Consider the following 25,012-nt stretch of genomic DNA (forward strand, 5'->3'; position numbering starts at 1 on the left):
AGCCTGTTTCCAGGTGACGTTCATGCCGCCGCAGGCAACCGCCGGATCAACGATCGGGCAGGGTGATGTTGAGTTCCAGAATCGAATAGCTGCCTTCGTTATCCAGGGCAACCTGTACTTTATCGTCCTCGATCTGGACGTATTTACGGATCACTTCGACCAGTTCCTTCTGCAGGGCAGGCAGGTAATCCGGGGTACTGCGTTGGCCGCGTTCGTGCGCCACGATGATCTGTAGACGCTCTTTCGCAACCGACGCGGTACTTGGCTTTTTGTTGGCACGAAAGAAGTCAAAAATGTTCATTAATTACCCCCGAACAGGCGTTCGAAAAATCCTTTTTTCTGTACGTCCAGGAAGCGGTGCTCGCGATCTTTGCCCAGCAGGCGGTCTACGGTGTCGCTGTAGGCCTGGCCGGCATCGCTCTGGTCATCGAGGATGACCGGCACGCCCTGGTTGGAAGCCTTGAGTACGGCCTGGGATTCCGGAATGACGCCCAGCAGGGTCACGGCCAGAATTTCCTTGACGTCTTCAACGCCCAGCATTTCGCCCTTGCTCACGCGCTCCGGATGGTAGCGGGTGATCAGCAGGTGTTCCTTGATCGGGTCTTCGCCGTTTTCGGCGCGGCGGGATTTGCTCGCCAGCAGGCCCAGCATGCGGTCGGAGTCACGCACCGAGGAGACTTCAGGGTTGGTCACGACGATGGCTTCGTCGGCGAAGTACATCGCCAGGTGCGCGCCTTTCTCGATACCGGCCGGCGAGTCGCAGACGATGTATTCGAAGGACTTCTTCAGTTCCATCAGGACTTTTTCGACGCCTTCCTGGGTCAGTGCGTCCTTGTCGCGGGTCTGGCTGGCGGCCAGCACGTACAGGTTCTCGATCTTCTTGTCCTTGATCAGAGCCTGTTGCAGGTTGGCTTCGCCGTTGACGACGTTGACGAAGTCATACACCACGCGGCGCTCGCAGCCCATGATCAGGTCGAGGTTACGCAGACCGACGTCGAAGTCGACGATAACTGTTTTGTGGCCGCGCAGCGCGAGACCGGTACCGATAGCGGCGCTGGTGGTGGTCTTGCCCACACCACCCTTGCCGGATGTAACCACGAGAATCTTGGCCAAGGTGTATCACCCCTAGAGGAAAAGGACGGCCAGGGCCGGATGGAACAGTGGATGCGCGCGGTCATGCTGCAAAAAGACAGGCTCGCTGACATTCCCTTGCCGACTGTTCATACCGATCCCGGTACTTGAAAGAGCCTCGCCGATTATCGCGATGGACGAGCAAAGATGGAAACGTTGAATCCGTGAAGGGATCCCTGATCGAGAAAACCGCAGTTTCCTCGACAATCCAACGTCCTTTGCATCGATTTCACGACGAATCAGCGTTGCTTTGAAAATGGCGCAGTATCCGTTAAAGACGGGTGATGTTCAACACGTCGCCGGACAGGCTGACCTGTACCCCGGCACCCCACAGAGGATCTCTGCGCAAGTCTTCGGAAACCTTGTACTGCCCGGCGATGGACACGAGCTCTGCAACCATCTGCTGGCAGAAAATGCGGGCTTTGGTATCGCCCTTGATCCCTGCCAGCGCTCGGCCCCTCATGGGCCCGTACACATGGATGTTGCCATCGGCCAGAAGTTCCGCACCCGGGCTGACCGACGAGACCACCACCAGGTCCGAACCCTGGGCGTAAATCTGCTGTCCGCCACGCACCGGAGCCGTGATTATCTTGGTCGGCTTGATCAAAGGCTCCGGCGGTTTTTCCACCACTTCGGGCTTTTTCTTCACCTCGCCTTCCGTCGGATCGAGTGGCCGCTCCCGCGCACCGGACGGTGGCAGTACTGGCAAGTCGATGGCGATGGCGGCGGCGATGTCTTCGATACGGTTGGCGCGAATCGCCAGGGTGCGCAGGCCGTGCTGACGGCAGACACGCATCATCGCCGGCAGATCGACGGCGCCTTCGTTGGCCGGCAGCTTGTCCAGCGCCAGCACCAGTGGGGTGTTGCTGAAGAAGTTCGGCGCCTGGGCAACCTTGGCCGCCAGTTGACGATCCAGCGCTTCGAGGTTGTTGCGTGCCAGCTCCAGCACGGTGATGGCCAGCATGCTGCCCTTCAACTGGAACACCGGATCCTGCTCTTGTCTTTCGATTTGGCTCATGTCGGCATACAGCGGCTTGTCGCTAAAAGTGTCGAGACTTATAACGAGAACGCCCGCCAGCCGCAAGGGAGGCGCACTGCCTGCGCTGGCGACGAGAGGCCACGGATCTTGCCGAACCGATGTAGAATGCCCGCCTTTGCCCTGACGGAAGCTGTAATGGATCGCCCGCGTTTTCGAGCTTGTTTTCTTCATCCGCGCTTCTGGCCGCTCTGGCTGGGGCTGGGCGTGCTCTGGCTGGTGGTGCAGTTGCCGTTTCGCCTGCTGGTGGCCATCGGCCGCGCGTTGGGCCTGATCATGTATTCGTTCGCCACCGACCGCCGGATCATCGCGTCGCGCAATCTGGAACTGTGCTTCCCGCAGTATTCGGCGGCCGAGCGTAAACGCCTGCTCAAGGAAAACTTCGCCTCCACCGGCGTCGCCTTCTTCGAAATGGCCATGAGCTGGTGGTGGCCCCAGGCGCGGCTGGCGAAGCTGGCGCACATCGAAGGCCTAGAACATCTGCAGAAAGCCCATGCCGAAGGGCAGGGCGTGATTCTCATGGCGCTGCACTTCACCACCCTTGAGATCGGCGCGGCGCTGCTCGGCCAGCGGCACACCATCGACGGCATGTACCGCGAACACAAGAACGCGCTGTTCGACTTCGTTCAGCGTCGCGGTCGCGAGCGCCACAACCTGGACTCCATCGCCGTCGAGCGCGAGGACGTGCGCGGCATGCTCAAGCAGCTGCGCAAGGGCCGCGCCATCTGGTACGCGCCTGATCAGGACTACGGCGCCAAGCAGAGCATCTTCGTGCCGCTGTTCGGCATTCAGGCCGCCACCGTGACGGCTACCAGCAAGTTCGCCAAGCTCGGCCACGCACTGGTGGTGCCGTTCACCCAGGAACGCCTGGCCGATGGCAGCGGTTACCGGCTGGTGATTCATCCGCCGCTGGACAATTTCCCCGGCGAGAGCGATGAAGCGGACTGTCTGCGCATCAACCAGTGGGTCGAGCGCGCCGTGACCGACTGCCCGGAGCAGTACCTGTGGGCGCACCGGCGCTTCAAGAGTCGTCCGCCGGGCGAACCCAAGCTCTACAAAAAGCGTGGCTGACATCAAAAGCTGAGGTTTCATGAGTACAAGCGCGCCAGAACAACAAACCGTCAACAGCGCTTCAACGGCCCTGGCCGGCACCGAGCCGGTCACCGGGCTGATTCTCTCCGGTGGCGGCGCTCGCGCTGCCTATCAGGTCGGCGTGCTGGCCGGCATCGCCGATCTGTTGCCGGTCGGCGCCAGCAATCCTTTTCCGGTGATCGTTGGCACCTCGGCCGGCGCCATCAATGCGGTGAAACTGGCGAGCGGTGCCGCGCAGTTTCGTACTGCCATCCACGAACTGACCGACTTCTGGCAGAGCTTTCGTAGCCATCAGGTGCTGCGCAGCGATTGGCCGGGGGTGATTCGCCAGGCCACGCGATTCTTTGGCCGCAGCCTGCTCGGCATCGGTGGCAAGGACGTGCCGGTGGCGCTGCTCAACAGCTCGCCGTTGCGCGACCTGCTCGGCGAGCGGCTGAATTTTTCTGATATCGAAACGGCCATCGAGGCCAGGCACCTGCGCGCTGTGGCGGTCACCGCGTTCGGTTACGAGTCGGGGCAGGCGGTGACCTTTTATCAGGGGCGCGGCACCATCGAATCGTGGTTGCGCCATCGGCGGATCGGCGTGCCGACCCGGCTGACGGTGGATCATCTGTTGGCCAGTTCGGCGATTCCGCTGCTGTTTGCGCCGGTGCGACTGGAACATGAGTACTTCGGTGATGGCGCGGTGCGGCAGTCGGCGCCGATCAGCCCGGCGCTGCATCTGGGCGCCAATCGGGTGCTGGTGGTCGGGGTCAGCGGCAACCCCCGTGGCCTGGGCGCCAATACTGTGGTGCAACGCAACATGAGCGGCATGCAGCCGAGCCTCGCGCAGATCGGCGGGCACATGCTCAACAGCACCTTCATTGACAGCCTGGAGAGCGATATCGAGTTGCTGGAGCGGCTGAATCTGCTGAGCCGGCTGCTGCCGCCCGCCGGGCATGCGCCTTCGCCACAGGTGTCCGAACAGCCGACGCCAGCGCAGTCACTGGCGCCGGTGGACGTCCTGGTGATCTCGCCCAGCCAGCCCATCGACGAAATCGCTGCCCGCCACCGTCGCGAGTTGCCACCGGCGCTGCGCACCTTTCTGCGTGGCCCGGGCGCGACCAAGACCAGCGGCGCCGGGGTGCTGAGCTATCTGCTGTTCGAGTCGGGGTATTGCAGCGAGCTGATCGAACTGGGCCGCCGCGATGCGATGGCCCAGCAGGAAGAGCTGAAGCGGTTTTTGCAGGTGGTTTGACGCGGGCGATATCCGTTGAACGACGCAAATCCTGTGGGAGGGAGCTCTGCTCGCGATGAGGGCACATCAGTCGACGCAGTGTTGTCCGGTCTGACGCCATCGCGAGCAGAGCTCCCTCCCACACGGTCATTTGCCTGGCTTGCCGGCGTCAGCGGCTTCGACGACGCATTCGCCAGCAAGCCGGCTCCTACGCCCTACGCGCAGAATGCATTGATCAAGCAGTCAACTTGTCATCACGAAAATCACGCAGCGCCTGTTCGATCTCTTCGCGGGTGTTCATCACGAACGGGCCGTATTGCACGATCGGCTCGCCCAGCGGTTTGCCGGCGATCAGCAAAACCTTGGAACCGGTCGACGCGCTCAGTTGCAGTTCGCCGTTTTCCGACAGCCGCGCCAGACGGCTCTTGCCGAGTTTCTGCGGTTGCCCGGCAATTTCCACTTCACCTTCGTACACATACAACAGCACACGGTGGCCTTCCGGAACCTTCGGGCTGATGGTCGAACCGGCCGGCATGTGGAAGTCGAAATACTGCGGCTCGGTGTCGGGGCGCTGCACCACGCCTGCCTGTTGCAACTGACCGTCGTCGAACTGGCCGGCGATCACGATCACTTCGACGCCATTGGCGGTGGTCACGCGGGGGATGCGCTCAGGCTGGATGTCGTCATAACCGGCCGGCCCCATCTTCGATTTGCCTGGCAGGTTCAGCCACAGTTGGAAGCCGCGCATGGCGCCTTCTTCCTGCTCCGGCATTTCGCTGTGAATCACACCGCGGGCAGCGGTCATCCACTGCACACCGCCGCCCTGGAGCAGGCCGACGTTACCCATATGGTCTTCATGGCGCATGCGGCCTTCGAGCATGTAAGTCACAGTCTCGAAACCACGATGCGGGTGCGGCGGGAAGCCGGCGATGTAGTCGTCGGCCTTTTCCGAACCGAACTCGTCGAGCATCAGGAACGGATCGAACACCTCGACCCCCGGCCCGCCGAACACGCGGGTCAGCTTGACGCCCGCGCCGTCAGAGGTCGGCTGGCCGCTCTGCATGGACAGCACTTTGCGAAATTGAGTCATCGGGCACACTCCGGAAAACAGGTAGGAATGGCGCCTATGGTAGAGGGGTTGAGGCGATAGATGGGTGGTATTTTTGTGGGGGATTAATCGGATTTTTAGATATTTTTGCAGGCGTCATGTGTGTTTATGCCGAACACCTTGTAGGAGTGAGCTTGCTCGCGATGGCGGCGGTCCTGACATGTTGATGTCGGCTGATATCCGCAATCGCGAGCAAGCTCGCTCCTACAGTGGTTATGCGCCGGTCACTCGGAGATCTGCAACTTGCGCGCCTCGGTATACACGTAACGCACCTTCTCATACTCGAACGGCGAGTCCATCTGCCCGTAACGGAAACTGGTGGTATAGCGCTTGTCGATGGCGCGCAGCAGGTACAGCTCCGGGTGGTCCTCGCTGACCTGGGAGACGTTGAGGAAGTTGATCTGCGATTCCGCAGCGAAGTCGAAGACCAGGCCGCCGGTGTCGCGGAAGTTCGACGGGCCGAGGATCGGCAGGACAAAGTACGGACCGGCCGGCACGCCGTAGAAGCCCAAGGTCTGGCCGAAGTCTTCGCTCTGCTTCGGCAGGCCCATCTTGGTCGCCGGGTCCCACAGGCCGGCGATGCCCAGCGTGGTGTTGATCAGCAGGCGGCCGGTGGTTTCCATCGAGCGCTTGCCCTTGAGTTGCAGCAGGCTGTTGAGCAGGTTGGGCACGTCGCCCAGGTTGCTGAAAAAGTTGCTCACGCCGGTGCGCAAGAAGCTGGGGGTGATGTATTTGTAGCCGTTGACCACCGGCAGGAACACCCACTCGTCAAAGCGGTAGTTGAAGTGGTAGACCCGACGGTTCCACGACTCCAGCGGGTCGTAGACGTTCAGGGCGTTGAGGGTCGCCCGCTCGAACTCGCGCTGGTCCAGGCCGGGGTTGAACTTGAGCGACTTCAGCGGCTCGGTGAAACCATCGGAGCTTTCGACCCGCTGGACCGGCGCCGCCTTGGAAACGATCGGCTGTTCGGCCGCATGAACAGCGCCTGCGCAGAGCAGGGCCGCAGTGAGCAATAGACGTTTAGCCACGGAAAAACTCCAGCATGGCGTCGCTGTTGACGCGGTAGTTCATGTTGCCGCAGTGACCGCCGTACGGATAAACGGTCAGGCGATCGCCGAAGGTCTTGCGCAGGAAACCCAGGTCGCCGGGGCCGAGGATCACGTCGTCGGCGTTGTGCATCACGGCGATTTTCTTGCTGCTGGCCAGGTAATCCTTCAATGCGTACAGGCTGACCTGATCGACCAGTTGCAGCAGGCTGCCGCCGTCGGTACGCGCCCGCCACATCGGGATCACCTGCTCGGTCACGTAACAGTCGAAATCGCACTGCAGGGCACGCTTGAGAAACGGCGTCAGGCTGGTGCCTTCGGTGATCGGCGTCTTCGGCGGCGTGATCAGGCCGCGGCGGTTGATCAGGTCCGAGGTGAAGGCGATGTCGGCCGCCGAGAAGCGGAACGAGGTGCCGATCAGCATCGCCATCTGTTCGTTGGACAGGTGCTGCTTGGACTGCTGGAAGTCGTAGAGCAGCGCGTCATTCAGGTCGATGTAGCCTTTTTCGCGGAAGTAGCGCGTCAGCTTTTGCAGCACCAGTTCATAGAACGTGGTGCTGTTGGTGATGCCCTTGACCTCGGTCTGCACCAGCTTGTCGAGGTTGGTGATCGAGGTGTAGAGGTTCACCGGCGGGTTGACCAGCAGCACTTTCTTGAAATTGAAGCTGCGCCGGGTTTCGTCCAGCTTGCTGACGAAGGCCGCGTCCAGCGCGCCGAGGCTGTAACCGCTGAGGTAATACTCGGTGACTTGCAGTTTGTCCTGCTGGGCGCGTACGGCCTGCATCACCCGGTACAAATCTTCGGCGTCTTCCTTGGTCACGCCGGGGGTGGCGAAACGCGAGGCGGCGCTCATGAAGTCGTAGCTGGTAGGCGACGACAGCTGTACGACGTTGTAACCGGCTCCGTAGTACAGGCGCTTGAGGTATTCATTGAGCGTGCTGTTGTACGGCGCGCCGGTGCCGGCAATGAGGAAAATCAACGGTGCCGGATGATCCTGCTTCGCCAGCCGGTAGCGCAGTTTTTTCACTGCCCAGAAGTTGTCCGGCAGGGTGAATTCACGCTCGGGGCGCAGGGTCAGGCTGTAATCGTCCTGATCGATGTCGGCGTCTTCCGGCACCTTGGCACGCAAATCCGGTGGGGTCGTGGCGATGGTCGCTTCGAACGGATTGGTCAGGGGGAAGCCATAGCTGGACGGGTCGACATCGACCGCCATCACGGACGCACTCAAGAACAGGCCGCCAGAAAGGGCGGCGAGGCGTAGAAAACCAAGCATGACTGAATCCCTTGGGAATGAAGTGCTGTTGAGTTACCGCAGGCTAAGACACGGGTGTAGTGCCAAAGTGCCGTAACCGCAAGCGAGTCTACGGATGAACCCTGCGCATGAAACCGGATCGACAATACACGTTCTGATCGGCATGGCGTGTCTGCCTGTGCTTTTTTCCTGCGCCCGCGGCTATGCTGGGCGCCGTTTCCGCTTGATCTGGAGTGCTCTGTGTCGCGTCATCTGCCGCTGCTTGTGTCGTTCGTCGCTTTGGCTGTCTGGTTGGCCGCTGCCTATGGCCTGCGCTATGGGCTGATGGAGGATGTGCAATGGGTCGGGTTGTGCGCCGACGAGGCATCTAAATGGCAATGCCAGGTGCGCTCGAACCTGGGACTGTTGATTCACTTCGGTGTGTTCGGCTGGGGCGCGCTGGTGGCGTCGCTGGCGGGATTCCTTGTGCGGCACAGGGCAGGGCGCTGGCTGGCGGCAATCGGCCTGGCACTGGGCGTACTGTCGCTGGTGCTGTACTCGGCGAGCCTGGCGGTGTTTGCGGTGGTGATTGCAGGGTTGCGGCTGGTGCGGCGGTGACTGCACCTGGCACTAATTCATCTGGTCTGGCATGAGCTCACCTGTAGGAGCTGACGGCTTATCTGTAGGAGCTGGCTTGCCCTGCGAGCGGCGACGGAGTCGTCGTAAATCCTGCATACGCGGTTCTCCTGATACACCGCGTTTACCGGATTTACGACTGCTGCGCAGCCGGTCGCAGGGCAAGCCAGCTCCTACAGATAGGTGGCGGGCGCGATGCTTTTGATTCTGCCGAAGGCGTAGGAGCGTGGCTTGTCCCGCGAGCTGGCGCGAAGCGGCAGTAAATCCTGTGGCTGCGGTGTGCCAGATCGAGCCGGGATGCAGGTTTTACGAAGGGTTCCCCGCCGGTCGCAGGGCAAGCCAGCGCCTACAGGAGATGCGTCCGTAAACCCCAGACAGCATAAAGGGGAGCCGAGGCTCCCCTTTAAATCGTTGCACGTGCTCTTTTTTATTGTTGTAGGGCGGTCTGTTGTTGTTTTTGGCAACCGGTCCCTCTACAGCGTTCTTCAGTGATCCCCATCCGGGATACAAGAGCAAACGTATTTTTTTGAGCGCTGATCTGCCTTGAACCTGAAGGTTCCAATCCGTTCGGGACGCTGCCTCGGGGCAGTTTTATTGTTCTCTGTCGGACTGTGAGGCCGGGGCCTCCGTAAAGCACATCTACTCCAAAAAAATCAGTTGGCTGCGTCTCTGTGCCGTTGTTCTTGTTATGTCAGAGCCGATTCATCTTATTTTTATTGGGTTTTCACTTTTTGTTCTTGTTATGCCAGAGATATAGCAGGTGCCGTGCCAACTTTTTAAAATCGTTATAAATCAATAGCTTATGATTTTTTGGATTTTTCCCTGCACGCCGAACTGGCGATTTCTGTTTCCGTGTTACCCGCTTGCCGGGGTCGGAGTCGGCAAGCGGTAACACAATGTATCCGGAGCGGCGCACAGTCGGTTACACGGTGGCGGATTGCCCCTTGAAACCTTGAGCTTGAGCGGTCGGCGCAGTGCACACCCGCAGGCTGCGCCACAGCGCGAGGGTCATCAGCAGGCTGACCGCCGCCCAGCTCAGGGCCTGCGGGTTGCTCAGCCCTTCGCGATACAGTTGCGGGACGATGCCGCCCCCGACGATGAACGCCAGCAGGGCGATTTCCCGGCGTGGCGCTGCAACCGGTCGCAACAGATAGAACAGCGCTGGCAGCCACAGGGTGGCGGTGGGGAAACTGCGGTAACGCGGGTCGAACACCATCGTCAGCATCATCACGGCCGCCGCGAAGCCTGCTGCGCACAGCCACCATCCGGCACGCTGCTCGAACCAGGCGAATGCACGCCCGCGCCAGCCCTGACGTGCCGACAGGCTCAGCGCGGCATGGGCGAGGATCAGCAGATTCAAGCCGATCAGCGCGACGGCCCAGGCGTATTCGCCGGCAAAACGGCTGGTGACCTGCGCCAGTTCCGCCCAAGTGCCGATGCAGCAGGCCGCAAACACCGCCAGCAGCGGCAGGACCAGCGCATTACGCGGCCGGGTCACAGGGCCGGCCAGCGCCAGAGTCAGCAGGCTCAACACCGCACTGGCCGCCAGCCAGAATGACCATTGCGGCAGGTTTGACACCGGGCCGGCCAGCACGCCCTTGTCCTGACGGTCGGCGTCGAACAGTCCCCAGTAACCGCCCACCGCGCCCTCGGCCTCGCGCTTCCACGGCTGGTCGAAGGCTTCGATCAGGTTGTAACGCCAGCCATGGTGCTCGGCCATGCTGACGAAGGTGCGGATGAACTTCGCTTCATTGACCCGGCTGGGCAGGGCGGTTTCCCGCTGACGGCCTTCGCTGGGCCAGCCGGTTTCGCCGATCAGGATGTCCTTGGGCGCGAACTTGCTGGCGAACGACTGGTGGATTTGCGCGACATGATCCAGGGCGTCATCGATGCTCTTGGGATCGTCCTCCCAATAAGGCAGCAAATGAATGGTCAGGAAGTCCACGGCGGGGGCGATCTGCGGGTATTGCAGCCAGTATTCCCAGACATCGGCGTAGGTCACCGGCTGTTTCACGCGTGCCTTGACCTGACCGATCAGTTTCGCCAGTTGTGGCCCGGTGACTTCCTTGCGTAACAGCGCCTCGTTACCGACGATCACAGCGGTGACAACGTCGGCGTTGGCATTGGCCGAGGCGATCAGCGCGTCGATCTCCTTGGCGGTGTCTTGCGGGTTGGCATTGACCCAGGCCCCCAGCATCACTTTCAGGCCATGTTTGCGCGCCAGCGCCGGGATCGCTTCCAGACCGGTCATGGAATAGGTGCGGATGCACTGGAAGCGAGTCGCCAGCAGGGCGAGGTCGGCGTCCATCCGTTCAGGGCGCAGCTTGAACGGCTGATCGAACGGCGACTGATCCTTGTCGAACGGTGTGTACGAGGCGCATTGCAGCTTGTGCGTCGGCGTCGCGGCATCGGGCAGGACAACGGGCTTGCCCAGCCAGTACCAATAACCGGACAGGGCGCATAGCGCAATCAGACAGGAGAACAGGTAAAGGACGACAGGCGAACGGGAAGTGACGGGCATGATCGGGCCGAAACGGGGCAGGGACCGGCATATTAGCATTCGAAAAACAGCCTCAAGCCCCAAGTGGCAAGTGGCAAGTGGCAAGTGGCAAGTGGCAAGTGGCAAGTGGCAAGTGGCAAGCGGCAAGCGGCAAGACGAGGCGCATGCTCCCCGCTTTTTCTTGCTGCTTGAGGCTTGCAGCTCGCAACTGCCTTTCAAGCATGCAATTTCCGGACGGACTGTGCTGCGTTTTACGACCCCTGTGTCGTTGATGGCCCAGTGATGTCGTTTCCCGATGCCTGAGTGTCGTACGCAGGAAAGGCACAAGGTCGGTGGGGGTTGATGATCGGTTCGTCAACGCAGCGAGTGCAGCTGCGCAGGCAAGTGGTTTAAGCGTGAAAGTCGGGAGGTGCGCCAAATGTGGGCGCAGCGTCCGGTCTTATAAAAACGTTAACGATACCCGGCACATCGTCGGGTTCAGGACTACCGGGGAAGTAAAGATGAAGATGCGAAAAATCCTGGGTGCGGGTGCCGCTCTGGCGCTTGCCATCAGTTCCACGCTGGCCCTTGCCGACACCAAACCGGAGCTGAGCATCGGTTATGTGGATGGCTGGTCCGACAGTGTCGCGACCACCAACGTCGCCGCCGAAGTCATTCAGCAGAAGCTGGGCTATCCCGTGAAACTGCAGGCCGTCGCGGCCGGGATCATGTGGCAGGGCGTGGCAACCGGCAAACTGGACATGATGCTGTCCGCCTGGCTGCCTGTGACCCACGGTGAATACTGGGCCAAGAACAAGGACAAGGTCACCGACTACGGTCCGAATTTCAAGGACGCGAAAATCGGCCTGATCGTGCCGGAATATGTGAAAGCCAACTCGGTCGCCGACCTCAAGACCGATGAGTCCTTCAAGAAGAAAATCGTCGGCATCGACGCCGGTTCAGGCGTGATGATCAAGACCGACCAAGCCATCAAGGACTACGGTCTGGATGGCTACAAACTGCAGGCCAGTTCCGGTGCCGGCATGATCGCCGAGCTGACTCGCGCCGAGAACAAGAAGGAATCCATTGCCGTGACCGGCTGGGTGCCGCACTGGATGTTCGCCAAGTGGAAACTGAAGTTCCTCGAAGATCCGAAGGGCGTGTACGGCGCGGCTGAAACCGTGGACAACATCGGCAGCCTGGACCTCGCGAAGAAAGCTCCGGACGTGGCCGACTTCCTGAAGAAATTCCAGTGGTCGAGCAAGGACGAGATCGGCGAAGTGATGCTGGCGATCCAGGACGGTGCCAAGCCTGAACAGGCGGCCAAGGACTGGGTAGCGAAGCACCCGGACCGCGTCAAGGAATGGACCGGCAAGTAATTTGCCATAAAAGATTCATGCTTCACCCGAAACCGCCCGGCAAGACGTTGCCGGGCGGTTTTTTTGTTGGTTGATCCCCGGTCGAAACCTGTGGGAGCCGGCTTGCTGGCGAATGCGCCAGGCCAGTCACATCCATGTTGTCTTCATAAATGCTTTCGCCAGCAAGCCGGCTCCCACGGCCTGCGGCCAGAAGCGGTCTGTGCGGGCGTTTTCGTAGAGGTCTGTTACGCCAAACATGCGGCCTCTTTTTTCTCATCCCTGAAACACGCAGTCCTGCGCGCATCAGCTAATGTCGTTCTAATACTAAGGTCGTCTGGAGTGCATCCGAGAGCGGTCTAAAGTGGAAGCGTGACATCCAATCTGTGCTGCGAGGACAAAAACAATGAACGACAGCATTTACCTCTCGATTCAGAACAGCCCCCGCTTCAAGGAGCTGGTCTCGAAAAGGGAACGATTCGCCTGGATTCTCTCGGCGATCATGCTTGGGCTTTATGCGGCTTTCATCCTTTTGATTGCGTATGGGCCTCAGATTCTCGGCGCCAAACTCAGCGCCACATCATCCATCACCTGGGGAATGCCGATCGGCGTCGGACTGATTCTTTCCGCGTTCGTGTTGACCGCCATCTATGTACGTCGTGCCAACGGCGAGTTCGATGAGCTGAACAACGCGATCCTGAAGGAGGCACAACAATGAGCCGTCGCCTGTTTGCAACACTTGGCCTGGCGGCATTTGCGCCTTCGCTCATGGCAGCCGATGCGCTGACCGGTGCGGTGCAGAAACAACCGCTGAACGTGGCCGCGATCATCATGTTCGTGATCTTCGTCGGCGCCACCCTCTGCGTGACCTACTGGGCCGCAAAAAAGAACAAGTCGGCTGCGGACTACTACGCCGCCGGCGGCAAGATCACCGGTTTCCAGAACGGTCTGGCGATTGCCGGTGACTATATGTCGGCCGCGTCCTTCCTGGGTATTTCCGCGCTGGTGTACGCCTCCGGCTACGACGGCCTGATCTACTCGATCGGCTTCCTGGTGGGCTGGCCGATCATTCTGTTCCTGATCGCCGAGCGCCTGCGCAACCTGGGCAAATACACCTTCGCGGACGTGGCGTCCTACCGCCTCAAGCAGAAGGAAATCCGTACCCTGTCTGCCTGCGGTTCGCTGGTGGTGGTGGCGTTCTATCTGATCGCGCAGATGGTCGGCGCGGGCAAGCTGATCCAACTGCTGTTCGGCCTGGACTACAACGTTGCGGTGGTGCTGGTCGGTATCCTGATGGCCCTGTACGTGCTGTTCGGCGGCATGCTGGCGACCACTTGGGTGCAGATCATCAAGGCCGTGTTGTTGCTGTCCGGTGCCTCGTTCATGGCGCTGATGGTGATGAAGCACGTCAACTTCGACTTCAACATGCTGTTCTCGGAAGCGGTGAAAGTGCATCCGAAAGGCGAAGCGATCATGAGCCCTGGCGGCCTGGTCAAAGACCCGATCTCGGCGTTCTCGCTGGGTCTGGCGCTGATGTTCGGTACTGCGGGCCTGCCGCACATCCTGATGCGCTTCTTCACTGTGAGCGATGCCAAGGAAGCCCGTAAGTCGGTGCTGTATGCCACCGGTTTCATCGGCTACTTCTACATCCTGACCTTCATCATCGGTTTTGGCGCGATCCTGCTGGTCAGCACCAACCCGGCGTTCAAGGATGCAGCCGGCGCGCTGATCGGCGGCAACAACATGGCAGCGGTGCACCTGGCCGATGCCGTGGGCGGCAGCCTGTTCCTGGGCTTCATTTCGGCGGTGGCGTTCGCGACCATCCTCGCGGTGGTAGCGGGTCTGACCCTGGCCGGTGCTTCGGCGGTGTCCCATGACCTCTACGCCAGCGTGATCAAGGCTGGCAAGGCCAACGAGAAAGACGAGATCCGTGTGTCGAAGATCACCACCATCGGGCTGGCCATCGTCGCCATCGTGTTGGGTATCGCCTTCGAAAGTCAGAACATCGCGTTCATGGTCGGCCTGGCGTTCTCCATCGCGGCGAGCTGCAACTTCCCTGTGCTGTTGCTCTCGATGTACTGGAAGAACCTGACCACCCGTGGCGCCATGATCGGTGGCTGGATGGGTCTGCTCAGTGCAGTGATTCTGATGATTCTCGGACCGACCATCTGGGTGCAGATTCTGCATCACGAGAAGGCGATCTTCCCGTACGAGTACCCGGCGTTCTTCTCGATCATCATTGCTTTCATCGGGATCTGGTTCTTCTCGGTGACTGACAAATCGAAAGCGGCGGAAGGTGAGCGTGAGTTGTTCTATCCGCAGTTCGTGCGTTCGCAGACGGGCCTGGGGGCTAGTGGTGCGGTGTCGCATTGATCTGAGGTAGATCGCTTGAACGAGAACGCCCCGATTGAGTCGGGGCGTTTTTGTTTTTGGGGATAGTGTGCATATCCATTGCTTTGGTAACGGCTACTTATGGTTCCGCCCTTACGGCGGGTCACTTTTGGCAAACGCCGGAATGCCGGACCACCCAAAAGTAACCAAAAACGCTTTGCTTCTGGTTTGGCCCGACTGCGTCGGGTTCCCTCGCTCCGACGATGCTCCGTGGGCCCGCGCCGAACGGACATCCATGTCCTGGCGGCGCTCTCGCGGCATCCATGCCGCTCGACCCACTCCGCACCGCCTGCGCTCGGCCTGCACCCAAGTCGCGTTTTGCGGCGTCTGGTCTGTCGCGTGTTTTTTTGCGGTGTCTGGACTAAGGCGCGGTCTCCCCTACCTGTAGGAGCGCGCTTGCCCGCGAACGGGTTTTGTAAATCACTGCAATAGTGTCTGAATTGCCTCGCACCTGTAGGAGCTGGCTTGCCCTGCGAGCGCGCCGGGGTCGCGTCCGACCGAAGTCGTCGTGAAACCTGCGCACGCGATCTTTCTGACCCCCCCGCATTCATCGAATTGACTGCCGCTTCGCGCCAAGTCGCGGGACAAGCCGGAGTGCGGGAACACCGAGCATTAGCGAGGTGCCGTATGGCGGGGTAAGAAGCCCTTGGCTGCTCTTGAAACAGAGAGGGGGGCTTTTCCAAGTAACTCGCCGTCAGGCGAAACCAAGCTGCGTTAGCAGCTACAGCGTCAGGCCAGACAAACCGAGTGCACCGGTTTTACGACGACTTCGTCGCCGGTCGCAGGGCAAGCCAGCTCCTACATGGGGGGCGCGTAACGTGCCGAAGGCGAAACAAGGCTGCGTTAGTAGGCTCGGCGGAGTATCAGACACGCCAAGGACACAGGATTTACGACGACTGCGTCGCCGATCGCGGGCAAGCCACACTCCTACAGGTATTGCGGCAAAGCGCCTGTAGCAGTCCGGCTTGCCGGCGGTGACGTCCGTGAGGTTGCAACCGCCTGCAAGCCGGACTGCTACGGGGCTTTTGATTTTGATCTTGGGGCCCCGTTCCAGAAGGCCAAACGCAGGCGATGTGGAGTGGGCCGAGCGGCATGGATGCCGCGAGAGCCGCGTGGGCCATGGATGGCCCATTCGCGGCGAGCCCACGGAGCATTGCCGGAGTGCGGGTATGCCGAGCCTAGGCGAGGCACCGTATGGCGGGGATAAGAGCCCTTGGTTACTTGGGGCTTTTCCAAGTAACTCGCCGTCAGGCGAAACAAGGCTGCGTTAGCAGACCGGCAATACGTCAGACACACCGCATACACAGGTTTTACGACGACTGCGTCGCCGGTCGCAGGGCAAGCCAGCTCCTACAAAAGTCCGTGTAACGTGCGGGAGGCGGAACAGGGCGGCGTCATGTGGCAGGAGCAGGACGTCATCCATGAAAAAACCGCGCCAGGCGCGGTTTTTTCACTGGCTGCCAGGGGTCATATCCTGCCCAGCAAGACCAGAATCAGCAGAATCACGAGGATCGTACCGATGATGCCGGATGGCCCGTAACCCCAGCTGCGTGAGTGCGGGAATACGGGGAGACCGCCCACCAGCAGGAGGATGAGGATGATGATCAGGATTGTGCCGATGCCCATGGCGAGTACCTTTTTGTGTTCTTGAGTGGTGGCTTGTCGCTCGACCGGTAACTCCTCTGGCAAAAAGACGAGCCGCTTGAAAAATCCGACTGCCGGGGTTGGCAAAAGGTTCGGACTTTCTGCATGCGCGGCAGGCGTTGCGGGTAAAGGCGGGCGCTGGTGCGGCGGTTTGTCCTGCATATTCAGCGAGCTGATGAAGGGCTTGTCGGACAATTTGTCTGATTACACTGAGCCCACTTCCCTGCAACGGACATTGGCTATGCAAAACCGCATCATGATCACGGGCGCCGGCTCAGGCCTGGGCCGCGAAATCGCACTGCGCTGGGCGCGCGAAGGCTGGCGGCTGGCGCTGTCGGACGTCAGTGACAGCGGCCTGCAGGAGACCCTGCGCCTGGTGCGCGAGGCCGGCGGTGACGGCTTCGTCCAGCGCTGTGACGTGCGCGACTACAGCCAGTTGACGGCACTGGCCCAGGCCTGCGAGCAGAAGTTCGGCGGCATCGACATCATCGTCAACAACGCCGGTGTGGCCTCCGGCGGCTTCTTCGGCGAGCTGTCGCTGGAAGACTGGGACTGGCAGATCGCGATCAACCTCATGGGCGTGGTCAAGGGCTGCAAGGCCTTCCTGCCGCTGCTGGAGCAAAGCAAGGGCAAGATCATCAACATCGCCTCCATGGCGGCGCTGATGCAGGGCCCGGCGATGAGCAACTACAACGTGGCCAAGGCCGGTGTGGTGGCGCTGTCGGAGAGCCTGCTGGTGGAGTTGCGTCAGCAGGAAGTCGGCGTGCATGTGGTCTGTCCGTCGTTCTTCCAGACCAACCTGCTGGACTCGTTCCGCGGCCCGACCCCGGCCATGAAGGCGCAGGTCGGCAAGCTGCTGGAAAGCTCGCCGATCAGCGCCGAGGACATTGCCGACTACATCTACCGTCAGGTCGCCGAAGGCCAGTTCATGATCCTGCCCCACGAGCAGGGGCGCATGGCCTGGCAGGTCAAGCAGCAGAATCCGCAGGCGATCTACGACGAAATGGCCAGCATGGCCGTGAAGATGCGGGCCAAAGCGGGGCATTGATCCTCTCGCCGTACAAACTCTGCTAGGGTGGCGCGCATCGTTTTGCCACCCTTGAAGAGATTGCGCCGTGCTCAATTACCTCTGGTTTTTTCTTGCCGCCCTGTTCGAGATCGCCGGTTGCTACGCCTTCTGGATGTGGTTGCGCCAGGGCAAGAGCGTGCTCTGGGTGATTCCGGCGCTGATCAGCCTGACCCTGTTCGCCGTGCTGTTGACCCGGGTCGAAGCCACCTATGCCGGTCGAGCCTACGCGGCCTACGGTGGTATCTACATCGTCGCGTCGATTGCCTGGCTGGGTCTGATCGAAAAGGTACGGCCCCTGAACTCGGACTGGATCGGCGTGGCGTTCTGCGTGATCGGGGCGAGCATCATTCTGTTCGGACCGCGCTGGTCGGCGGCGTGATCTGCGCGTTTTTGTGATCCGCTACGGGTTTTGTAGGAAGTGTCTGCCGGACGAATCTGATTGCCATGAAGGGCATGGCTGATTCGCCTTGTGTGCATTGAAGCGCTACGGCAGGCGCGGCACCCTGCGTCCTCGGTTATCACCAAGGAGCAGGAACATGCTGGTATTGACGAGGGAAGTTGGAGAAACCTTCTCCATCGGCGATGACATCACCGTGCAGATTCTGGGTATCGCCGGCAATCAGGTCCGGTTGGGCATCGATGCACCGCAACACGTGAAAATCCACCGCGCGGAAGTCTATCGACGGATCACCGAACGGTTGCAACATCTGGCAGCGCAATCAGCAGATTCATAGACTGACGCTGTCATGACCCTTTCCGCCTTGCGGCCATTTCTCAGTCTTCAAAATACTCTTTCGGCACTTCGTGCTTGAGCATCAACTGGCACTGCTGGCTGTCCAGGTCGAAGAAAATCACCGCCTGACCCTTGCTCAGCGCATGGCGGACCCGCAGCACGCGGGTTTCCAGCGGCGTGTCGTCGCCGTTGTCGGTGCCGTCACGGGTCACGAAATCCTCGATCAGACGGGTCAGGGTGTCGGCTTCGAGCTGGTCGTGGGGAATCAGCATGGCGGTCTCGGTGCGGGCAAAAAGGGAATGGGCGGCGATGCTAGCAGATTCTGTCTGTGTAGACGTTGGGGAGCCCCTGTAGGAGCTGGCTTGTCCTGCGAGCGGCGACGGAGTCGTCGTAAAACCAGTGAATGCGCTGTGTCAGAAAAAAACGCGTCAGCCGATTTTACGACTGCTTCGCAGCCGCTCGCAGGACAAGCCAGCTCCTACAGAAGGACGGAGTCAGGAGTTTTGTCCCACCAGCGTATCCACTGCTGGCACGCGGGTGTCGGACTCCATCTGCGCATCATGTTCCAGCTGATGGCTGAAATTCTCCAGCGAGGCCTTGGACGGCTGGGCGTCGCTGGCGAACACCGGCGGGCTCATGATGTACGCCGCGAGCAGGCGGCTGAGGCTGTTGAGGCTGTCGATGTGGGTGCGCTCGTAACCGTGGGTGGCGTCGCAACCGAAGGCCAGCAGCGCGGTGCGGGTGTCGTAGCCGGCGGTGATCGCCGAGTGGGCGTCGCTGTAGTAATAGCGGAAATGGTCGCGGCGCACCGGCAGCTCCTTGTCCTGGGCCAGACGCAGCAGGTGGCGGGACAGGTGATAGTCGTACGGCCCGCCGGAGTCTTGCATCGCCACGCTCACCGCATGCTCGCTGGACTGCTGGCCCGGTGCGACCGGGGCGATGTCGATGCCGACGAATTCGCTGACGTCCCACGGCAGGCTGCCGGCCGCACCGGTGCCGATTTCTTCGGTGATGGTGAACAGCGGGTGGCAGTCGATCTGTGGGCTGGCACCGCTGTCGACAATGGCCTTGAGCGCCGCCAGCAGCGCTGCGACGCCAGCTTTGTCGTCCAGATGGCGGGCGCTGATATGCCCGCTTTCAGTGAATTCGGGCAGCGGATCGAAGGCCACAAAATCGCCGATGTTGATGCCCAGCGATTCGCAATCCGCGCGGGTGGCGCAGTAGGCGTCCAGGCGCAATTCGATGTGGTCCCAACTGATCGGCATGCTGTCCACGGCGGTGTTGAAGGCGTGCCCTGACGCCATCAGGGGCAACACGCTGCCGCGAATCACCCCGGTGTCGGTGAACACGCTGACCCGGCTGCCTTCGGCGAAGCGACTGGACCAGCAACCCACGGCGGCCAGGCCCAGCCGGCCATTGTCCTTGACCTCGCGCACGCTGGCGCCAATCGTGTCCAGGTGCGCGGACACGGCGCGGTCCGGGCTGTTCTGCTGGCCCTTGAGGGTGGCGCGAATGGTGCCGCGCCGGGTCAGTTCAAAGGGAATGCCCAGCTCCTCCAGCCGCTCGGCGACATAGCGCACGATGGTGTCGGTGAAGCCGGTGGGGCTGGGAATCGCGAGCATTTCCAGCAGGACTTTCTGCAGGTAATTCAGATCCGGTTCGAGGATTTTCTGTGCAGTGGTCATGGGGAGGGCTCCTGTATTTCGTGAGCGATGCAGCCGTTGGCCGAATGAATGACCTCATTGTGGGAGCGAATTCATTCGCGATACGAACGTAAGGGCAACAATGTCGCCTGTTACGGCCTCTCGCGAATGAATTCGCTCCCACAACGTCGGTCAGCATCCGGCGTACAGTTGCGCAGCATCAGCCATGCACGGGCAGGCTATGGGGAAACAACAGATCGACGAAGCGTTCGGCGGTCGGCTGCGGCTCGTGGTTGGCCAGGCCGACGCGTTCGTTGGCTTCGATGAACACGTAGTCCGGCTGGTCCGCCGCTGGGACCATCAGGTCCAGGCCGACCACCGGAATGTCGAGGGCGCGGGCGGCGCGGATGGCGGCGTCTTTCAGCACCGGATGGAGGATCGCGGTGACGTCTTCCAGACAACCGCCTGTGTGCAGGTTGGCGGTGCGGCGCACGGCCAGGCGCTGATCGGCGGGCAGCACGCTGTCGAAGTCGAAACCGGCGTCTGCCACGGTGCGGCGGGTTTCTTCATCCAGCGGGATTTTGCTCTCGCCACCGGTGGCCGCCGCGCGGCGCCGGCTCTGGGCTTCGATCAACTGGCCGATGGTATGACGGCCATCGCCACGGATTTCCGCCGGGCGCCGGATCGCCGCTGCCACCACATCAAAACCGATCACCACGATGCGCAGGTCGAGACCTTCATGAAAGCTTTCCAGCAGCACCCGGCTGTCGAACTGACGGGCGCGTTCGACTGCGGTCTGCACGTCTTCGATGCTGCGCAGGTCCACTGCCACGCCCTGGCCCTGTTCGCCGTCCACCGGCTTGACCACGATGCGTTCGTGCTCGTCGAGAAACGCCAGATTGTCATCGGCATTGCCCGCCAGTTGCTGCACCGGCAGCTCAAGCCCGGCGGCCTTCAGCGCCTTGTGGGTCAGACGCTTGTCCTGGCACAGGGTCATGCTGACGGCGGTGGTCAGGTCGCTCAGCGACTCGCGGCAACGGACCCGCCGCCCGCCGTGGATCAGGGTGAACAGCCCGGCTTCGGCGTCATCCACCTGCACGTCGATACCGCGACGGTGGGCTTCCTCGACGATGATCCGTGCATAGGGGTTGAAGTCCGCCTGCGGGCCGGGGCCGAGGAACAGCCGTTCGTTGATGCCGTTCTTGCGCTTGATGGCGAAGGTCGACAGGTTGCGAAAGCCGAGTTTGGCGTAGAGGTTTTTCGCCTGCTGATTGTCGTGCAGCACCGACAGGTCCAGATAGGCCAGGCCGCGGCTCTGGAAGTGTTCGATCAAATGGCGCACCAGCACCTCGCCGACACCGGGGCGGGTGCATTGCGGGTCGACCGCCAGGCACCACAGGCTGCTGCCGTTTTCCGGGTCATGGAAAGCCTTCTGATGATTCAGGCCCATGACGCTGCCGATCACCGCGTTGCTGCTCTCGTCCTCGGCGATCCAGTACACCGGGCCGCCCTGATGGCGCGGGGTCAGCAGCGTCGGGTCGATGGGCAACATGCCACGGGCGATGTACAGGTTATTGATCGCGCTCCAGTCGGCCTCGCTTTGCGCACGACGGATGCGGAAGCCGCGAAACACTCGCTGCGACGGCCGATAGTCGCTGAACCACAGACGCAGGGTGTCGGACGGGTCGAGAAACAGCTGCTGCGGTGACTGCGCCAGCACCTGCTGCGGCGCCGCCACGTACAGCGCGATGTCGCGCTCGCCGGGTTTTTCGTTGAGCAACTCGTTGGCCAGCGCTGCGGGATCGGGGTAGGTGTGGCCGATCAGCAGCCGGCCCCAGCCGCAATGCAGCGCCAGCGGCTCGGCATCCGGGGTCGCACCGTCTTCGGCGAAACGCGCCTGCAGGCGTTCATAGGACGGCGCCTGACCACGCAACAGGCGCTGGTTGTAGAGCGAAGCATTGGCTTTCATCGGTCACAGTCCTTGTTCACTGAGCCACAGGTTCAGGGCTGCGAGTTGCCACAGCTTGGAGCCGCGCAGCGGGGTCAATTGGCTGTCGGGGTTGGTCAACAGCCGGTCGAGCATGGTCGGGTTGAACAGGCCACGGTCCTGACTCGGGTCGAGCAACAGGTCGCGCACCCAGTTCAGCGTGTCGCCTTCCAGATGCTTGAGGCCCGGCACCGGGAAGTAGCCTTTCTTGCGGTCGATGACTTCGGACGGAATGACCAGACGCGCGGCTTCCTTGAGCACCTGCTTGCCGCCGTCGGGCAGCTTGTAACGCGCCGGAATCCGCGCCGACAGTTCGACCAGGCGGTAATCGAGGAACGGCGTGCGCGCTTCCAGGCCCCAGGCCATGGTCATGTTGTCGACCCGCTTGACCGGGTCGTCTACCAGCATCACCGTGCTGTCCAGACGCAGCGCCTTGTCGACCCCGGCATCGGCACCGGGCATGGCGAAATTTTCGCGGACGAAGTCACCGGCGGCGTCATTGGCCGTCAGCCACTGCGGCGCGACGGTGTCGGCGTATTCCTTGTAGCTGCGGTCGAAAAACGCCTCGCGATAGGCCGCATAAGGATCGCTGGCGCCATCCACCTGCGGGTACCAGTGATAACCGGCGAACAGCTCGTCCGCGCCCTGGCCGCTCTGCACCACCTTGCAGTGCTTGGCGACTTCGCGAGACAGCAGGTAGAAGGCGATGCAGTCGTGGCTGACCATCGGCTCGCTCATGGCGCGGAACGCCGCAGGCAACTGCTCGATGATCTCGCTTTCCTTGATGCGTAACTGATGGTGATTCGTGCCGTAGTGCCGGGCGATCAGATCGGAATACTGAAACTCGTCACCGCGCTCGCCACCGGCATCCTGAAAACCGATGGAAAAGGTCGACAGGTCCTTCACCCCGACTTCGCGGAGCAGGCCGACCAGCAGGCTGGAGTCGACACCGCCGGACAGCAGCACGCCGACCTCCACCGCCGCCCGTTGGCGAATGGCCACGGCTTCGCGGGTGCTGTCGAGCACGCGGTCGCGCCAGTCTTGCAGGGTCAGGTGGGTTTCATCGGCGTGTGGGCCGTAGGGCAGGGTCCACCAGACTTTTTGCTCGGTCTTGCCATCGGCGCCGATGCGCATCCAGGTGGCCGGTGGGATTTTCTCGACGCCGGCCAGCAGGGTACGTGGCGCGGGCACCACGGCGTGGAAGTTCAGGTAATGGTTCAGCGCCACGGGGTCGAGCAGCGGGTTGATGTCGCCACCCTTGAGCAGCGCCGGCAGGGCCGAGGCAAAGCGCAGGCGCTTGTCGGTGCGCGACAGGTACAGCGGCTTGACGCCCAGACGGTCGCGGGCGATGAACAGGCTGTTGTTGTCGCGCTCCCAGATAGCGAAGGCGAACATGCCGTTCAGTTTGGGCAGCATCTCGGCGCCCCAGGCGTGGTAGCCCTTGAGCAGCACTTCGGTGTCGCCGCCGGAGTGGAACGCGTAGCCCAGCGCTTCAAGCTCGGCGCGCAGTTCCGGGAAGTTGTAGATGGCGCCGTTGAAGGCCAGCGACAGGCCCAGATGGCTGTCGATCATCGGCTGCGCCGAGCCGTCGGACAGGTCCATGATTTTCAGACGGCGATGGCCCAGGGCAATCGGCCCCTGGCTATGAAACCCCCAGGCATCCGGACCGCGAGGGGCCAGGTGATGGGTGATGCGTTCTACTGCGGCGAGGTCCGCAGGTTGGTTGTCGAAACGTAACTCTCCAGCTAATCCGCACATAAGTCCTTACCGGTTATCCGTTGGGGAACGTGGCCGGGGAAGTCCGGCTACCCAAAGACTGACCGGCAGGATTTGCGAGAGTTTTAGAACGATCGGTTATAAGCGACTGGTTATGCCTTCAACTGTAGGAGCTGGCTTGCCCTGCGAGCGGCGACGCAGTCGTCGTAAAACCTGTGCCTGCGGTGTGTCTGACGTATTGCTGGTGTGCTAACACAGCCCTGTTTCGCCTCCAGCACGTTACGCGGACTTCTGTAGGAGCTGGCTTGCCCTGCGACCGGCGACGCAGTCGTCGTAAAACCTGTGCATGCGGTGTGTCTGACGTATTGCCGGTCTGCTAACGCAGCCCTGTTTCGCCTGACGGCGAGTTACTTGGAAAAGCCCCAAGTAACCAAGGGCTTCTAACCCCGCCATACGGTGCCTCGCTTTGGCTCGGCATTCCCTCCCTCCGGCAATGCTCCGTGGGCACGCCGCGAATGGGCCATCCATGGCCCACGCGGCTCTCGCGACATCCTGTCGCTCGGCCCACTGCGCATCGCCTGCGTTCGGCCTTCTGGGACGGGGCCCCAAGATCAAAATCAAAAGCCAGATCAAAAGCCAGATCAAAATCCGGCGAACACAAAACCCTTGTGGGAGCAGGCTCGCCCGCGAAGGCGTCCTCAAGATCGCCACCGCCGGCAAGCCAGACTGCTACGGGTTTTGGCGGTGTACTGATATCTACCAGACACCCTGAAAACTTGTGGGAGCGAATTCATTCGCGAAAGGTCTTCCGGTCGAAACAGATTCATCGCCTGGAACACCGCATCGCGAATGAATTCGCTCCCACAGTGGATCTCCACTTATTCAAGGAGGGGGCGGTGTCAGCCGGGACGCCATCGTCCGAATGTGGCTCAGATCAGGCGGAGCACTCTGTAGCAGTCCGGCTTGCATGCACCCAAGAAATTTGAGGTCACCACAAACTTCTGTGGGAGGGAGCTCTGCTCGCGATTACGGTGGGGCAGTTGGTGCAGAGGTGTCTGGACAGATGCTATCGCGAGCAGAGCTCCCTCCCACGGATGTGCTGTGTTTGCACAGTTTTGGTACGGCAACACAACCCGCACAATCACCACAACCCCTGTGTGAGATCCGAGGTCACGAGGGGGGCGAAAGCGATACATCTGACACACCGCCTTCGCGACCCTCGTAAACTCGGATCCCTCCCACGGCCTTCGGCCAGAATCAAAAGCAGATGGCACACACCGCCCCGTAGCAGCCCGGCTTGCCGGCGGTGGCGATCTTGAGGACGCCTTCGCGGGCGAGCCCGCTCCCACAGGGAATGCGCTCGCTTGGCTTTTGCTTTTCAGCTTTTGATCTTGGGGCCCCGTTCCAGAAGGCCGAATGCAGGCGATGCGCAGTGGGCCGAGCGACAGGATGTCGCGAGAGCCGCGTGGGCCATGGATGGCCCATTCGCGGCGGGCCCA

The 25,012-nt window shown here is 61.4% G+C and carries 21 protein-coding genes; 9 read left to right on the forward strand and 12 right to left on the reverse strand.

The genetic code is table 11. From position 1 onward, the window contains the following. Positions 1 to 46 precede the first annotated feature (46 nt). From minE to minC, 3 genes are all read right to left on the reverse strand, one after another. Positions 47 to 301, reverse strand: a complete 255-nt coding sequence (gene minE, locus ACIPL0_RS13325; protein ID WP_166593368.1) for a cell division topological specificity factor MinE — start codon at positions 299 to 301, stop codon at positions 47 to 49. Further along, positions 301 to 1,113 (reverse strand): septum site-determining protein MinD, encoded by an 813-nt coding sequence (gene minD, locus ACIPL0_RS13330; protein WP_400597111.1) that lies wholly within the window; start codon positions 1,111 to 1,113, stop codon positions 301 to 303. The genes minE and minD overlap by 1 nt, the downstream gene beginning before the upstream one ends. Positions 1,114 to 1,402: 289 nt before the next feature. Then, positions 1,403 to 2,149, reverse strand: coding sequence for a septum site-determining protein MinC (gene minC, locus ACIPL0_RS13335; RefSeq protein ID WP_400597112.1), 747 nt, complete (start codon positions 2,147 to 2,149; stop codon positions 1,403 to 1,405). Positions 2,150 to 2,305: 156 nt separating this feature from the next. Between minC and ACIPL0_RS13340 the strand changes: the two genes are divergently transcribed. Then, a complete protein-coding gene (locus ACIPL0_RS13340) occupies positions 2,306 to 3,238 on the forward strand; it encodes a lipid A biosynthesis lauroyl acyltransferase (RefSeq protein ID WP_400597114.1) in 933 nt (310 codons plus the stop codon). A gap of 19 nt (positions 3,239 to 3,257) precedes the next feature. Next, positions 3,258 to 4,496 carry a patatin-like phospholipase family protein gene (locus tag ACIPL0_RS13345; RefSeq protein ID WP_400597115.1) on the forward strand — a complete coding sequence of 413 codons (1,239 nt, stop codon included), beginning with the start codon at positions 3,258 to 3,260 and terminating at the stop codon, positions 4,494 to 4,496. 214 nt (positions 4,497 to 4,710) lie between these two features. Here the strand turns inward: ACIPL0_RS13345 and ACIPL0_RS13350 are convergent, their stop codons facing one another. The 3 genes from ACIPL0_RS13350 to ACIPL0_RS13360 all read right to left on the reverse strand — a co-directional run bounded on the left by ACIPL0_RS13350 (position 4,711) and on the right by ACIPL0_RS13360 (position 7,902). Then, a complete protein-coding gene (locus tag ACIPL0_RS13350) occupies positions 4,711 to 5,565 on the reverse strand; it encodes a pirin family protein (protein ID WP_400731541.1) in 855 nt (284 codons plus the stop codon). Positions 5,566 to 5,807: 242 nt separating this feature from the next. Next, on the reverse strand, positions 5,808 to 6,611 hold the full coding sequence (locus ACIPL0_RS13355) for a VacJ family lipoprotein (protein ID WP_400597117.1): 804 nt from the start codon (positions 6,609 to 6,611) through the stop codon (positions 5,808 to 5,810). Then, positions 6,604 to 7,902: a serine/threonine protein kinase gene (locus tag ACIPL0_RS13360; protein WP_400597119.1), complete on the reverse strand. Its 1,299-nt coding sequence runs from the start codon at positions 7,900 to 7,902 to the stop codon at positions 6,604 to 6,606. Before ACIPL0_RS13360 ends, ACIPL0_RS13355 begins: the two co-directional genes overlap by 8 nt. Before the next feature lie 219 nt (positions 7,903 to 8,121). Here ACIPL0_RS13360 and ACIPL0_RS13365 point away from each other — a divergent pair, with 219 nt between their 5' ends. Then, positions 8,122 to 8,478, forward strand: a complete 357-nt coding sequence (locus ACIPL0_RS13365) for a hypothetical protein (protein WP_400597120.1) — start codon at positions 8,122 to 8,124, stop codon at positions 8,476 to 8,478. A gap of 940 nt (positions 8,479 to 9,418) precedes the next feature. Here the strand turns inward: ACIPL0_RS13365 and ACIPL0_RS13370 are convergent. Continuing rightward, positions 9,419 to 11,017, reverse strand: coding sequence for a glycosyl hydrolase family 17 protein (locus ACIPL0_RS13370; protein WP_400597121.1), 1,599 nt, complete (start codon positions 11,015 to 11,017; stop codon positions 9,419 to 9,421). Positions 11,018 to 11,496: 479 nt separating this feature from the next. On the opposite strand from ACIPL0_RS13370, the gene ACIPL0_RS13375 reads away from it, so the two are divergent. The 3 genes from ACIPL0_RS13375 (at position 11,497) to ACIPL0_RS13385 (ending at position 14,703) form a co-directional block, all read left to right on the forward strand. Further along, a complete protein-coding gene (locus ACIPL0_RS13375) occupies positions 11,497 to 12,354 on the forward strand; it encodes a glycine betaine ABC transporter substrate-binding protein (protein WP_400597122.1) in 858 nt (285 codons plus the stop codon). A gap of 382 nt (positions 12,355 to 12,736) precedes the next feature. Continuing rightward, positions 12,737 to 13,048, forward strand: coding sequence for a DUF485 domain-containing protein (locus tag ACIPL0_RS13380; RefSeq protein WP_400597123.1), 312 nt, complete (start codon positions 12,737 to 12,739; stop codon positions 13,046 to 13,048). Then, the gene (locus tag ACIPL0_RS13385) at positions 13,045 to 14,703 is read left to right on the forward strand and encodes a cation acetate symporter (protein ID WP_400597124.1); all 1,659 of its coding nucleotides are present in this window, start codon (positions 13,045 to 13,047) and stop codon (positions 14,701 to 14,703) included. Before ACIPL0_RS13380 ends, ACIPL0_RS13385 begins: the two co-directional genes overlap by 4 nt. 1,485 nt (positions 14,704 to 16,188) lie before the next feature. On the opposite strand, the gene ACIPL0_RS13390 is transcribed toward ACIPL0_RS13385, so the two are convergent. After that, a complete protein-coding gene (locus ACIPL0_RS13390) occupies positions 16,189 to 16,347 on the reverse strand; it encodes a DUF3309 family protein (RefSeq protein ID WP_020290439.1) in 159 nt (52 codons plus the stop codon). Positions 16,348 to 16,606: 259 nt separating this feature from the next. Between ACIPL0_RS13390 and ACIPL0_RS13395 the strand changes: the two genes are divergently transcribed. The 3 genes from ACIPL0_RS13395 to csrA all read left to right on the forward strand — a co-directional run bounded on the left by ACIPL0_RS13395 (position 16,607) and on the right by csrA (position 18,168). Continuing rightward, positions 16,607 to 17,413 carry an SDR family oxidoreductase gene (locus ACIPL0_RS13395; RefSeq protein ID WP_400597125.1) on the forward strand — a complete coding sequence of 269 codons (807 nt, stop codon included), beginning with the start codon at positions 16,607 to 16,609 and terminating at the stop codon, positions 17,411 to 17,413. 67 nt (positions 17,414 to 17,480) lie between these two features. Continuing rightward, on the forward strand, positions 17,481 to 17,813 hold the full coding sequence (locus ACIPL0_RS13400) for a YnfA family protein (RefSeq protein WP_400597126.1): 333 nt from the start codon (positions 17,481 to 17,483) through the stop codon (positions 17,811 to 17,813). 157 nt (positions 17,814 to 17,970) lie between these two features. After that, on the forward strand, positions 17,971 to 18,168 hold the full coding sequence (gene csrA, locus ACIPL0_RS13405; RefSeq protein ID WP_400597128.1) for a carbon storage regulator CsrA: 198 nt from the start codon (positions 17,971 to 17,973) through the stop codon (positions 18,166 to 18,168). 40 nt (positions 18,169 to 18,208) lie between these two features. Here csrA and ACIPL0_RS13410 read toward each other — a convergent pair whose 3' ends face one another. From ACIPL0_RS13410 to ACIPL0_RS13425, 4 genes are all read right to left on the reverse strand, one after another. Continuing rightward, positions 18,209 to 18,439, reverse strand: a complete 231-nt coding sequence (locus ACIPL0_RS13410) for a YheU family protein (protein WP_400597129.1) — start codon at positions 18,437 to 18,439, stop codon at positions 18,209 to 18,211. A 222-nt stretch (positions 18,440 to 18,661) separates the two neighbouring features. Beyond that, positions 18,662 to 19,852, reverse strand: a complete 1,191-nt coding sequence (locus tag ACIPL0_RS13415; protein ID WP_400597130.1) for an osmoprotectant NAGGN system M42 family peptidase — start codon at positions 19,850 to 19,852, stop codon at positions 18,662 to 18,664. A 178-nt stretch (positions 19,853 to 20,030) separates the two neighbouring features. Beyond that, a complete protein-coding gene (ngg, locus tag ACIPL0_RS13420) occupies positions 20,031 to 21,779 on the reverse strand; it encodes an N-acetylglutaminylglutamine synthetase (protein ID WP_400597131.1) in 1,749 nt (582 codons plus the stop codon). A gap of 3 nt (positions 21,780 to 21,782) precedes the next feature. Continuing rightward, positions 21,783 to 23,555 (reverse strand): N-acetylglutaminylglutamine amidotransferase, encoded by a 1,773-nt coding sequence (locus ACIPL0_RS13425; protein ID WP_400597132.1) that lies wholly within the window; start codon positions 23,553 to 23,555, stop codon positions 21,783 to 21,785. Positions 23,556 to 25,012 lie beyond the last annotated feature (1,457 nt).

Source organism: Pseudomonas sp. NPDC090208, assembly GCF_044746785.1.
In the GTDB taxonomy this organism is placed as follows: Bacteria; Pseudomonadota; Gammaproteobacteria; order Pseudomonadales; family Pseudomonadaceae; genus Aquipseudomonas.

What these genes read in the sequence shown, in the direction of transcription:
- minE (WP_166593368.1), bottom strand. Translation starts at nt 301, where the DNA reads ATGAACATTTTTGACTTCTTTCGTGCCAACAAAAAGCCAAGTACCGCG.
- minC (WP_400597112.1), bottom strand. Translation starts at nt 2,149, where the DNA reads ATGAGCCAAATCGAAAGACAAGAGCAGGATCCGGTGTTCCAGTTGAAG.
- ACIPL0_RS13340 (WP_400597114.1), top strand. Translation starts at nt 2,306, where the DNA reads ATGGATCGCCCGCGTTTTCGAGCTTGTTTTCTTCATCCGCGCTTCTGG.
- ACIPL0_RS13345 (WP_400597115.1), top strand. Translation starts at nt 3,258, where the DNA reads ATGAGTACAAGCGCGCCAGAACAACAAACCGTCAACAGCGCTTCAACG.
- ACIPL0_RS13350 (WP_400731541.1), bottom strand. Translation starts at nt 5,565, where the DNA reads ATGACTCAATTTCGCAAAGTGCTGTCCATGCAGAGCGGCCAGCCGACC.
- ACIPL0_RS13360 (WP_400597119.1), bottom strand. Translation starts at nt 7,902, where the DNA reads ATGCTTGGTTTTCTACGCCTCGCCGCCCTTTCTGGCGGCCTGTTCTTG.
- ACIPL0_RS13370 (WP_400597121.1), bottom strand. Translation starts at nt 11,017, where the DNA reads ATGCCCGTCACTTCCCGTTCGCCTGTCGTCCTTTACCTGTTCTCCTGT.
- ACIPL0_RS13375 (WP_400597122.1), top strand. Translation starts at nt 11,497, where the DNA reads ATGAAGATGCGAAAAATCCTGGGTGCGGGTGCCGCTCTGGCGCTTGCC.
- ACIPL0_RS13380 (WP_400597123.1), top strand. Translation starts at nt 12,737, where the DNA reads ATGAACGACAGCATTTACCTCTCGATTCAGAACAGCCCCCGCTTCAAG.
- ACIPL0_RS13385 (WP_400597124.1), top strand. Translation starts at nt 13,045, where the DNA reads ATGAGCCGTCGCCTGTTTGCAACACTTGGCCTGGCGGCATTTGCGCCT.
- ACIPL0_RS13390 (WP_020290439.1), bottom strand. Translation starts at nt 16,347, where the DNA reads ATGGGCATCGGCACAATCCTGATCATCATCCTCATCCTCCTGCTGGTG.
- ACIPL0_RS13395 (WP_400597125.1), top strand. Translation starts at nt 16,607, where the DNA reads ATGCAAAACCGCATCATGATCACGGGCGCCGGCTCAGGCCTGGGCCGC.
- csrA (WP_400597128.1), top strand. Translation starts at nt 17,971, where the DNA reads ATGCTGGTATTGACGAGGGAAGTTGGAGAAACCTTCTCCATCGGCGAT.
- ACIPL0_RS13410 (WP_400597129.1), bottom strand. Translation starts at nt 18,439, where the DNA reads ATGCTGATTCCCCACGACCAGCTCGAAGCCGACACCCTGACCCGTCTG.
- ACIPL0_RS13415 (WP_400597130.1), bottom strand. Translation starts at nt 19,852, where the DNA reads ATGACCACTGCACAGAAAATCCTCGAACCGGATCTGAATTACCTGCAG.
- ngg (WP_400597131.1), bottom strand. Translation starts at nt 21,779, where the DNA reads ATGAAAGCCAATGCTTCGCTCTACAACCAGCGCCTGTTGCGTGGTCAG.
- ACIPL0_RS13425 (WP_400597132.1), bottom strand. Translation starts at nt 23,555, where the DNA reads ATGTGCGGATTAGCTGGAGAGTTACGTTTCGACAACCAACCTGCGGAC.